The organism is Actinomycetota bacterium (genome assembly GCA_035697485.1).
Classification (GTDB): domain Bacteria; phylum Actinomycetota; class UBA4738; order UBA4738; family HRBIN12; genus JAOUEA01.
In genome coordinates this window covers 1-10,308 of sequence record DASSCU010000007.1, presented here as the reverse complement: position 1 = coordinate 10,308, position 10,308 = coordinate 1, and the positions used below count along the sequence as shown (strand labels likewise).

Genomic DNA, 10,308 nt, shown 5'->3' with positions numbered 1-10,308 from the left:
GAACGGGGTGAACTCCGCCATGCCCTTCTCGGCCTGGCGCTTGGTGATCGCCGCGGTCAAGGTCGTCTTGCCGTGGTCGATGTGGCCCATCGTGCCGATGTTCACGTGGGGCTTGGTCCGCTCGAACTTCTGCTTCGACATGTCCTCGTCCTCTTCGTTTCACGTGGTTGACGCCGGTGCGAAGCGACCAGCTTAGCGGAACGAGGAGGGCCCCAGACGCGTCGTCAGTGGCAGGTCTCGGCGCCCGCGTCGAGGGCCGGTCCCCCGCCGAGCGGCACGAATCGCCACGCGTAAGAACCGTCGGACAGGGTGAGCTCGAGCACGCCGTAGCGGTCGTCGATACGCACCTCGCTGCCGGGCTGCACCGTGGCGACCGCGTACTGATTGGCGCCCCCGGTGCCCACCACGAACGACCTGATGCCGAGGGGGTCGGGCTGCTGGAGCGGATCGAGGCGAGCGAACCGCTCGTACAGATGGTCGTGCCCCGCCAGCGCGATCTCGGCCCCGTCAGCGCGGAGGTGCTGCCAGAGCTTGTCCACCGACGTATAGCTGCCGTGCGGCCCGGAGCTGAACCTCGGGAAGTGCATGAGGGCGAGGGTGCACCGGGCGTCGCTGGCCGCGAGATCGGCCTGGAGCCAGAGCGCCTGCTGCGAGGTCCACCCGCAGCCCCCGATCTTGTTGCAGTTCGAGTTCAAGGCGACCACGTGCCACGTGCCCAGGTCGAAGCTGTACCAGCCCTTCGTGGGATCGCCGGCCGCAGCCCCGAAGTACGCGAAGTAGCCGGACGCATCGGAGGCCACCGAGCATCCGGTTCCCGTGGGATGCGTGGTCGTCGTGCCGTACTCGTGGTTGCCCGGCACGGGGTGCGTGATCGATCGCAGCCGGCCCCATGACGGGTCGTAGGACTGCAGGAAGGCCGAGTAGCCGCCGCAGGCGTACTGCAGATCGCCCAGGGCGAGCACGGCCGTGGGATCGAGCGAGAGGGCCAGGTCGGACGTGGCCATCTGCTGGCACTGCGTGGCGGTGCCCAGCCCCCCGTTGAAGGCCGTGACGGCGGGATCGCACGCGATGTCGCCCACCGCGACGACCACCGGATCGACCGACGCGCCCGGCGTCGTGACCGAGACGGGCCCGGCTCGTGGCGACCGGTTCCCGGCAGCGTCGAACGCCTCGACCCCGTACTCGTAGGTCTGTTCGGGCTCGAGCCCCGCATCGGCCAACGACAGCGTGTCGGCGTCGACGCTCCCGACGAGCTGCCCGTCGCGGAAGACGTCGTACCCGGTGACGGCGACGTCGTCGGTCGACGCCGTCCACGTCACCAGCGCGTGCGAGGGCCCGGTCGCGCTCACGGACAGGTCGCCCGGCGTGCTCGGATCCTCGACATCGTTCGTGGACGACGTGCGCACGACGAGTTGGGGCGCCGTCGCCCCGGATTGCCGGCTGCTCACCTTGATCGTCGAGCTCGTGGTCGTCGTGAGCGCGAGGCTCACCGGTCCGGAGCCCGTGACGAGCGGGCTGACGTCGACGGAGGTCCAGCCCGCGTTCATCGGTCCGGTCACCGCGATCGGCGCCCCGAACGCGGGGGCGTTCGAGTAGGTGACCGCCAGCTCGCCCCACGTGACGTTCGCGACCGGACGCACCGAGGCCCCGACCGACGACCCCGCCGCCGAGTACAGGCGGAGGGTGGCGTCGACCACCGGGTCGGACACGTCGACCTGGAACCTGAGGTAGCTGCGGGTGTCGGGCTTCACGTCGACCTTCAACGTGGTCGAGGCTCCGAAGTTCTTCGACGGGTTCGTCGCGATCACGAACGTGTCGGCCGCGGGCGTGAAGACGTCGGTCGCGACGGCGCCCGCCGCGGGGATACCCTGCACCGTGACGAGTGCGAGGGTGAAAGCCGCGACGGCCATACCCGCAGTCAGGCGCGGGCGCATCCGGGGGGACCTTCCTTCCATTGGGCGCGAGACTACACGGTGCGCGAGCCTCGTGGAACGGGACCGTTCGGTAGCGGCGGGTGGACTCGAACCACCGACACAGCGATTATGAGCCGCTTGCTCTACCTCTGAGCTACGCCGCCTCGCATCTGCGACCTCCCAGTCTACCGACGCTCGACGAGCGTCGGCACGAGGGAACGATCACATGAGCCCGCACGTGATAGAGAGGGCCGGCCCTTTCGGGCCGACCCTCCCAGGGAAGATCCGAACGTGGTCGCGTGCTGCTACTCGCAGCCTCTGATCCTGTCCTTCCCCTTGCCACCCTTGCAGAAGTCGGTGCCGGCTCCGCCGAACAGGCGGTCTGCGCCACCCTGGCCGAACAGATCGTCGTCACCGTCGCCGCCGCGCAGGGTGTCCTTGCCACCACCACCGCGGAGGTCGTCGTCGCCACCGGCGCCGCGGACGGCGTCGTTACCGTTGCCGGCGGTGACGTTGTTGTTGCCGCCGTTGCCACGGATCGTGTCAACCAGGGCGGACCCCTCGACGTTCTCGATGGTGTCCAACAGGTCGTCGTCCGCGCCCGTGCTGGCGGTGCCGTCGGTCAGGTCGACCTCAACCGCTTCGGTGGCGTCCGCGAACGAGACGGTGTCCTTGTGCGAACCACCGCTGGCGCTGTCGTCACCTTCGCCCGGGGCGAGCCAGTCGGCACCGTCCCCGCCGTTCAGGGTGTCGTTGTCAGCGCCGCCCGAGATCATGTCGCGGCCGGCGTCGCCGTTGAGCTCGTCGTCGCCGGTGCCGCCACCGATCGTGTCGTCACCGTCGCCGCCGCCCTCAGTAGGAGTGGGCAGTGCTCCAGCCTCGCCAACGAGGTCGTCGCCAGCACCCGCGTCGATGGTGTCATCGCCGTCGCCACCGCTGATCTCGTCGGCTCCGTCACCACCGTTCAGCGTGTCGTCGCCGCCCCCGCCGAGCAGGATGTCGCCGCCGGCCCCGCCGTTCACCGTGACCGCGCTGTCTCCACCCGTCCCGTCGAAGCTGTCATTGCCTTCTCCGAGATCGACGGTGATCGGATCGGCTCCGGTCGTGTCGATGACGTTGACCGTGTCGTTTCCGGCTCCGAGATTCACGACGATGGAAGCCGTGAAGCCATCCGTGCCATCGATGCTCACGGTCTGGTTCTCTACCTCAGCCAGCGCATCTGCGTTCACGACGATCGCGGACACATCCGCCTTGAGGACAGCAGCACAACCGGTGACCGTGATTTGGGTCGCGTTCGCCGCGATGGTCGCGGCCTCGGCGACGGAGATCGACACCGTCAAGGTTTGGCTCGGGGTCGTGCCGGTCACTCCACACGTAACCAAAGCGCTCGCCGGAACCGCTGCTACGACCAGGTAGACCGAGAGCGCGGCGGCCGCCCCCAGAACTCCGATTCGACGATGGCGTCTCCGCCCCATCGACTTCTTCATGTGTTCCCCCTCTCGAACGGGCTTCCGCCGACGTCGGCGGGGCGGCGCCCCGGGCCACCTGAGGGGAGCGTGGCCCTCGTTCGTGGCTGGTGCGTCAACGTTCCGTCGTCTCGGCGTCAACGCTCCGTCGCGCCTGTCAGGTCTCACGTTCGACGTGTCACCTCCTGTGCACGGTTGAACTGCCACTTGCGCCCTCACGTTGCTTCGGGGTAGAACGCACGGGTACCGAGCAACACCCGGAGGCGATCGGGCATCCGGACGGGGCAGTGCAGGCCCCGGTCGGGTCGAGCGTCTTCAGGGCCTTCCCCCCTGAAGAAGGAACGGTGATCGCTGTGCGGGCTACGCAGTCGGAAGTCGAGACGCTCCCGGTACCTGTCGTTCGACTGCGGCTGCTCGGCTGCTTCGGACTCTCCCACGGCCAGGCGATCGCCCGGCTGCCGATGGCCGCCCAGCGATTGGCGACGCTGCTGGCCATCCGCGGCGAGACGATGGATCGATCGAGGGCCGCGGGCATCCTGTGGCCCGAGGTCGACACGCATCACGCGCTCGCCAACCTGCGCACCGCCCTGTGGCGACTGCGGAGCACGCGGTTCCAGATCGTGGAGCCGATCGGCCAGGCCCTGCACCTGTCCCCGGGGGTCGACGTCGACGTGCGCGATCGCGAGGATCTGGCTCGCCGGGCGCTGCGCGGCGAACTGCCCCGCGAAGAGGCTCGCGCGGCATCCGCCGCCCTCAGCCTGGACGTGCTCCCCGACTGGGACGACGAGTGGCTGGTCTTCGATCGGGAGCGCTTCCACGAGCTGCGGCTGCACGCGCTGGAACGGCTGTGCGACCAGCTGGCGGCGTGGGGCGACCACGCGGAGGCGGTCGAGTGCGCGTTGCTCGCGATCGAGGCGGAGCCGCTGCGGGAATCCGCGCACCGAGCCCTGATGCGGGCGCACATCGCCGAGGGCAACCATGCGCGGGCGATGCAGCACCTGCACTCGCTCACGCGCCAGCTGTGGCAGGAGCTCGAGGTGGAGCCCTCCCAGGAGACGATCGACCTGGCGAGGCGCCCCGGCCTCAGCGCCTGAGCGATCGGCGAGCCACGCTCAGCGCTTGAGGATGAGCGCCGCGCCGACGGTCAGCATGAACAGACCGATCAGCCTCGCGGCCGTCACCGGGATGCGTTCCGAGCCGAGCCAGCCGAACGCATCGATCGCCGCGCCGGCGATGAGGGTCCCGACGATCATCAGCGAGACCGTCGCGAACGTGCCGATGCGAGGCGGCGCGTAGGCGAGCGTGAGCACGATGCCGGCGCCGAAGAAGCCGGAGATCAGCAGCCAGACCGGCTGGCGGAAGACGTCGGCGATGCCGGAGCCGCGTCCCGAGACCACGGCGAGCCCCACGAGCAGCGTGGCGGCGACGATCGATCCGAACGCCGCCGCCTGCACGCTGCCGACCCGCTTGCCGAGGGCGCCGCTGACCGACGCCTGGGCCGCACCGGCGAGACCGGCCACGAGGGCCATGAGGATCGCGATGCGGGTGGCGGACATCCGGTGCAGGCTACAGGCCGTACGCCTCCAGCAGCCGCAGCCAGACCTCGCTGACCGTCGGGAAGGCCGGCACTGCGTGCCACAGTCGCTCGAGCGGCACCTCGCCGACGACCGCGATCGTCGCCGCATGCAACATCTCCTGCACGTCGGGGCCGGTGAAGGTGGCGCCGACGACCACGCCTCGTCCCTCGTCGATCACGAGCTGGCTGGTGCCCGTGATGCCGTTGCCGCGGACGTAGGCCCCGGCGACGTCGCCCGTGCCGGTGGACACCACCCGTACGTCGATGCCGGCTTCCCGCGCCTCGGCCTCGGTCGGCCCCACGGCGGCGACCTGCGGGTCGGTGAAGGTGACGCGGGGCACCGCATCTCGGTCGGATCGGTCGACGACGTCCTTCCCGGCGATCACGTCGCCGGCGAGCCGGCCCTGGTACTTACCCATGTGCGTGAGCAGGGCGAGACCCGCCACGTCGCCGACCGCGTAGAGCCACTCCCCCGGCACCCCTCGCACCCGCAGTCGGTCATCCACTTCGAGCCGTTCGTCGGGGGCGAGGCCGACCGTCTCGAGCCCGACGTCGCGGGTGTTCGGGCGGCGGCCAACGGCGACGAGCAGCTCGTCGCCCTCCATGGCCGAGCCGTCGTCGAGCTTCAGGTGCACGCCCGCCTCGTCTCGCGAGGCCGCGGTCGCGCTCACGCCGGTGCGCACAGCGATGCCTTCGGCCTCGAACGCCGCGGCGAGCTCCTCGCCCGCGAACGGCTCCTCACGGGCCAGCAGCCGCGGCCCGCCCTCGACGACCGTCACCTCCTCGGAGCCGAGCCGGCGGAAGGCCTGCGCGAGCTCGACCCCGATCGGCCCGCCGCCCAGCACGAGGAAGCGGCGCGGCACGGTGCTCGTCGAGGTCGCGTCGCGGTTGTCCCACGCCCCGACGTCGGCGAGCCCGTCGATCGACGGCATCACCGGCGTCGTGCCGTTGGCGAGCACCACGGCCTTCGATGCCGTCAGCCGCCTCGCCCCCGAGTCGGTCTCGACCTCGACCGCACGCTCGCCGGCGAGACGTCCACGACCGCGCACGAGCTCGATGCCCTTCGAGTCGAGCCAGGGCGTCTGGGTGTGATCGCTCCACGAGCTCGTCATGTAGTCGCGCTGGGCGAAGGCGGCGGCGTCGTCGATCGCCCCGGTGATCGCCTCGGCGGCGCCCGGCACCCTGCGCGCTGCTGCGACCACGTCGCCCGGGCGCAGCAGGGTCTTGCTGGGGATGCATCCCCAGAACGAGCACTCGCCCCCCACGAGCCGCGACTCCACGATCGCCACGGTGAGTCCGGCGTCGGCGCATCGCCCTGCGGCGTTCTCCCCCGGCGGCCCGGCCCCGATCACGATCACGTCGAACCCGTCGCTCACAGCACCCTCCCGATGTCCGTATCGATGCGTTTCATGTCGACGCCGTTGTGATCCGCAGCCGGACCAACGGGATCGGTCGTCCGGCCCGGCGCGGGTACCGCTCGTAGTCGGGAGCGATCTCGAGCACCCGGGGCCAGAACGCGGCAGCTTCCTCGGGGCTCATCTCCTCGGCCTCGGTCCAGTAGGTCCGACCCCATGCCTCGACGCGTGCGCGTGGGTCGACCTGGAGGTTGAAGTACCAACCCGGCGGCGAACGCATGCCGCTGTTCGCGGCAACGACGACGAAGTCGTCGCCGTCGGGGAAGTACTGCACGAGCACCGTCCGCGTGCGCCCGGTCCGCCGTCCGCGCGTGGTGAGGACCAGCACACGCCTGTGCCAGAACCTCCAGGACGCCTGCCCCTTCGTCAGCCTCGTGAGCCATACCCCGAACCGAACCGATCGCGTGTCCACGAAGTGCTCGAAGCGGGTGGCGACGTCCACAGCGGGGTTCACCCGTGCAGGTGCGTGTCGAAGAACGAGAGGATCCGCCGCCGCGCGTCGAGCGCCGAGGGTTCGTGGAACTCGGAGGGATCGATCCTGCCGGCCACCGCCGCCCACAAGGGAACGTCGTCCGGGTCGGGGTCGTTCATGAAGGCGTGGCCGACGTCCGCGTACACCACGATGTCGTGATCGATCCCGGCGGCCCTCAGGGCATTCCGCAGCCGGGGGGGAGACGATCGCAATCCTCTGTCGTGCGTGCCGTAGCTCCCCACGATCGGGCAGGCGTCGGCCAAGAGCGTCATCGCGTCCTTCGGCACCGCACCGTAGTTGACGCTCGAGGCGTCGTATCCCTCGCTGGCCGCCAGCAGCACGGCGAACCCTCCCCCCAGGCAGAAGCCGATCACGCCGATCCGGCCGGTGCAGTCCTCCCGTTCGGCGAGCCACGTCCTGACGGCCTCGAGGTCGTCGAAGGCGCCGCCGGATCGTGCCACGGCCTCACGCATCACGCGGAAGAGGCATCGGAGCCGCCCACCGCGCGTGTACAGGTCGGGCGCGGCGGCCAGGTGGCCGCCCGCGGCCAGCCATTCGGCCTGGCGGCGGAGGTCGGCCGACATCCCCAAGGCGTCGTGGATCACGACGACCCCCGGCCACGGCCCGTCCCCGTCCGGGGTGGCCAGGTACACGGGCATCTGCCCCGCACCACCGGCGATCGTCGCCATCCCCACCGTGTCGTCTCCCGGGTCGGAGGTCCGCGGTCTCCCCTGAGGCGCTGACCTGCGGCGATGATGGAGCCGGAGAGGGGAATCGAACCCCTGACCTTCTCCTCACCATCCACAAACGGCCACACACGGACGGTACAACCTCGGTCGTATCAAGGGGTGACGATGGTTTCACGCCTCGAACGCAGAGCGATCTGTCAACAGAAGTGGGCTAGACGTGAACTTCGATCCGGCCGACCCGGAGGACGTGGCCGCCGTCCAGAGATGCGACTCGTAGCTTGCCGCTTTCGTCAGCCTGGCAAGGCCTCGCCAGCATTCGCGACCGCGTGTGATGATGCGCGGCGTGAAGAGCCGTACGAGACGCGTGGTAGTGCTTCTCATATCCATAGGCGTCGTGCTGACTCTTGTTCTCCCGGCCTCCGCGGGCCAGCTCATTACCTACAGGGGCCATACGTCACAAGAGCGTCCCGTGGAGATCAAGATCTTGAAGCGAGACAGCGGGCGTCGCTTCCTGCGATCCTTCATCGTCCGCGCTTCCACGCAGTGTGATGACGACTCGGTGTTCCGGGTGGAGATCGGGATTCAGCCTCGGCCGAGTCCCCGGCTCGGAGAGGGCGGAGAGTTTGAGCTAGGCGAACCATTCGAGCGCGCACGACTCTATGCCACCAGCCTTCATGCAGTAGGGGTGGTCAAGTTCGGGTCGGCAACGGGCACGGTTGAGTTGGTCGTGATCGGGTCAACGACTGGCGAGCCGGCACGAACGTGCGAGAGCGGCCTGCTGGATTGGTCGGCCGAACGTCACCACAGTCGACCTGTGTGACCTGCCCTGCAACCTCCAGAGAGCGACTCGTCACTCGCGACTGCGCGACGGCTTCCAGTTGCGGATGACATTCCGGCATTCGGTGGACGCACCGATGTACTGCAGCGATCCTCGCCCCCATCGTCAGAAAACCTGGACGCTGGCTCGAAGAGTGTCAACCCCTCAAGTCCGCGCATGTCAAAGGGGGTGAAACGTGGAGCCGGAGAGGGGAATCGAACCCCTGACCTCCTCCTTACCATGGAGGCGCTCTGCCGACTGAGCTACTCCGGCCAGGCCGGCGGAAAACTCCCGCTCGGCAGCTACGCAGTCTAGAGCGCTCACACGGGACCCGTCTTGCAGCGGTAGCAGACGCTCCTCGGCGCGTGTCTGCGCGTGATCCGCGCACGCGGAACCCGCCCCTGGAGCAGATTGCGGGGAGGTGGGGTGGCGCTAGGCGGTTAAGGGCAGCCAGCCGAGCCTACGGCGAGCGAGCGTGAGCGAGGTCACGAGCAGCGCCCACCCCAGTAGGTCCACGAGCTGCCTCGAACGGCCGAGGCTGTGAGCACGACCGATGTAGAGCGAGTCCTCGAGCAAACGGTTCAGCGACTCCGAGTCGTTCCTGCGCGCGTACAGCCGGTAGAAGTCGGGATCCCCAGGAGGGATCGCCCTGACGTTCTCGGTGCGGTTCAAGCCGCGCGCCGCGTCGTCGTCGTTCGCGTGCAGCCTCACCGTGATCGTCCCTCCCCCGTAGGTTGGGGGGAGCACGTAGTCCTGATAGAAGGCGAAGCGGCCGTCCTTCAGCCGGTTGCGATGGACGCGCTTGCGTCTGAGGCGCACGAACCGGCTCTCGCCGGACTCGGTGAACTCCGCGATCCCGACCGCGCCGGCGCGGGCGAAGAGGCGAACCGTGGTGTCGCGTCCATCGGGAAGCGTCACGACACGATCTTCGAGGTGCACGCTCTTCTCGATCCGAACGCCCTTCCATCCGCTCCTAAGGGATACGGACGGCGTCATCTATCGCCTTTCGTACCAAGTCACCTCTCTTGGCAATTACATCCCCTTCGGCCTCATGGACCGGCCTCCAGTCAACGCGTAAGGGGACCAAGCCACTCGGTCGCCGGACTGCGCGACGCTCGCGGGCTGTTGCGGTCCCGTCCATTCAGGCGCCGCACCGCTCGATCCCGATGAGCGGCTTGCTCGGAGGGGGCGACGTACCTGCGACCGGGGAGGCCTCGCTCGCGCACCGATGTGGGGCCCGCCTCGACGAGCTTGCGGAGCGGTTCTTGTGCCGTTCTTGAGCGCGGCGTCCCATGGTTCGAGCAAGGCGGGTTGATCTCGCCAAGCGACCAGGGGGATTGCCGTGAAGCGAACAGTTGTCGGAGTCATCGTCGTCGCACTGCTTCTCGTGGATGCGGGATCGTCGCAGGCTTCGGTTTCCAAGGAGCGGATCGGGATCTGCGAGATCCATGGCACGTTCTTGGGCTGCGATGCCTCTGGAAAGGCAGAGCACCCGCGTCAGCTGCGGCTACGGCTCTGGTCAAACCCCAGCTACCCCCTCTCGGTGGACTGGACGACCGTGTGCTTCAAGTGGTCTGGGCGTAGGCGTCGGGAAGATCACTTCAACTCGGATGGGGAGCGGATCGACAGGCGCATCGAGATGGCCTACTGGCGACCGGATCGATGCAGGGTGAAAGCTTCCATCACCGGTGGGTTCGGCGAGGGCGGGATCGCGAAGCTCATCCTGTCGGCGCGGGTCTAGGTGTTCGACGGTCTGGCCCCAGGGGGATCATGTCGCTCGCGTTCTAGGTCCACCGACCTCGTCGGTGTCGGTCTACGCTTCATGAACACTCGCGCATCACGGAGTGTCGTTCCTCGATAGGATCCTCGCTGGTCATGGAGATGCTCGGACGTGCCAGATATGTCTCTGTACCCGGCGGTTGCTGTGGAACTTGACGGGTTCGGGGCCGCCAACGGCATC

General features: G+C 68.7%; 9 protein-coding genes and 2 tRNA genes. 1 reads left to right on the top strand and 10 read right to left on the bottom strand.

The genetic code is table 11. The annotated features are described in order from the left end of the window. The 4 genes from VFI59_02060 to VFI59_02045 form a co-directional block, all read right to left on the bottom strand. Positions 1 to 141: GTP-binding protein (locus tag VFI59_02060; GenBank protein HET6712480.1), on the bottom strand; the 141-nt coding region annotated here is incomplete at its 3' end. An 83-nt stretch (positions 142 to 224) separates the two neighbouring features. After that, entirely contained in the window at positions 225 to 1,934 is a 1,710-nt protein-coding gene (locus VFI59_02055) for a DNRLRE domain-containing protein (GenBank protein ID HET6712479.1), read from the bottom strand. Between the two features lie 71 nt (positions 1,935 to 2,005). Continuing rightward, positions 2,006 to 2,077 (bottom strand) — tRNA-Met (locus VFI59_02050). Positions 2,078 to 2,218: 141 nt separating this feature from the next. Then, positions 2,219 to 3,400, bottom strand: coding sequence for a calcium-binding protein (locus VFI59_02045; protein HET6712478.1), 1,182 nt, complete (start codon positions 3,398 to 3,400; stop codon positions 2,219 to 2,221). A gap of 323 nt (positions 3,401 to 3,723) precedes the next feature. Between VFI59_02045 and VFI59_02040 the strand changes: the two genes are divergently transcribed. Then, positions 3,724 to 4,473, top strand: coding sequence for a BTAD domain-containing putative transcriptional regulator (locus tag VFI59_02040; GenBank protein ID HET6712477.1), 750 nt, complete (start codon positions 3,724 to 3,726; stop codon positions 4,471 to 4,473). An 18-nt stretch (positions 4,474 to 4,491) separates the two neighbouring features. On the opposite strand, the gene VFI59_02035 is transcribed toward VFI59_02040, so the two are convergent. The 6 genes from VFI59_02035 to VFI59_02010 form a co-directional block, all read right to left on the bottom strand. Further along, positions 4,492 to 4,935, bottom strand: a complete 444-nt coding sequence (locus VFI59_02035; protein HET6712476.1) for a DMT family transporter — start codon at positions 4,933 to 4,935, stop codon at positions 4,492 to 4,494. A gap of 10 nt (positions 4,936 to 4,945) precedes the next feature. Further along, a complete protein-coding gene (locus VFI59_02030; GenBank protein HET6712475.1) occupies positions 4,946 to 6,331 on the bottom strand; it encodes an NAD(P)/FAD-dependent oxidoreductase in 1,386 nt (461 codons plus the stop codon). 31 nt (positions 6,332 to 6,362) lie between these two features. After that, positions 6,363 to 6,824 (bottom strand): nitroreductase/quinone reductase family protein, encoded by a 462-nt coding sequence (locus VFI59_02025; GenBank protein ID HET6712474.1) that lies wholly within the window; start codon positions 6,822 to 6,824, stop codon positions 6,363 to 6,365. Then, entirely contained in the window at positions 6,821 to 7,531 is a 711-nt protein-coding gene (locus tag VFI59_02020) for a dienelactone hydrolase family protein (protein ID HET6712473.1), read from the bottom strand. The genes VFI59_02025 and VFI59_02020 overlap by 4 nt, the downstream gene beginning before the upstream one ends. A 1,014-nt stretch (positions 7,532 to 8,545) precedes the next feature. Next, positions 8,546 to 8,621 (bottom strand) — tRNA-Thr (locus VFI59_02015). Between the two features lie 159 nt (positions 8,622 to 8,780). Continuing rightward, complete coding sequence (locus VFI59_02010; protein HET6712472.1) at positions 8,781 to 9,266, bottom strand: hypothetical protein; 486 nt, start codon at positions 9,264 to 9,266, stop codon at positions 8,781 to 8,783. Between the last annotated feature and the right edge of the window lie 1,042 nt (positions 9,267 to 10,308).

What these genes read in the sequence shown, in the direction of transcription:
- VFI59_02055 (HET6712479.1), bottom strand. Translation starts at nt 1,934, where the DNA reads ATGCGCCCGCGCCTGACTGCGGGTATGGCCGTCGCGGCTTTCACCCTC.
- VFI59_02045 (HET6712478.1), bottom strand. Translation starts at nt 3,400, where the DNA reads ATGAAGAAGTCGATGGGGCGGAGACGCCATCGTCGAATCGGAGTTCTG.
- VFI59_02035 (HET6712476.1), bottom strand. Translation starts at nt 4,935, where the DNA reads ATGTCCGCCACCCGCATCGCGATCCTCATGGCCCTCGTGGCCGGTCTC.
- VFI59_02020 (HET6712473.1), bottom strand. Translation starts at nt 7,531, where the DNA reads ATGGCGACGATCGCCGGTGGTGCGGGGCAGATGCCCGTGTACCTGGCC.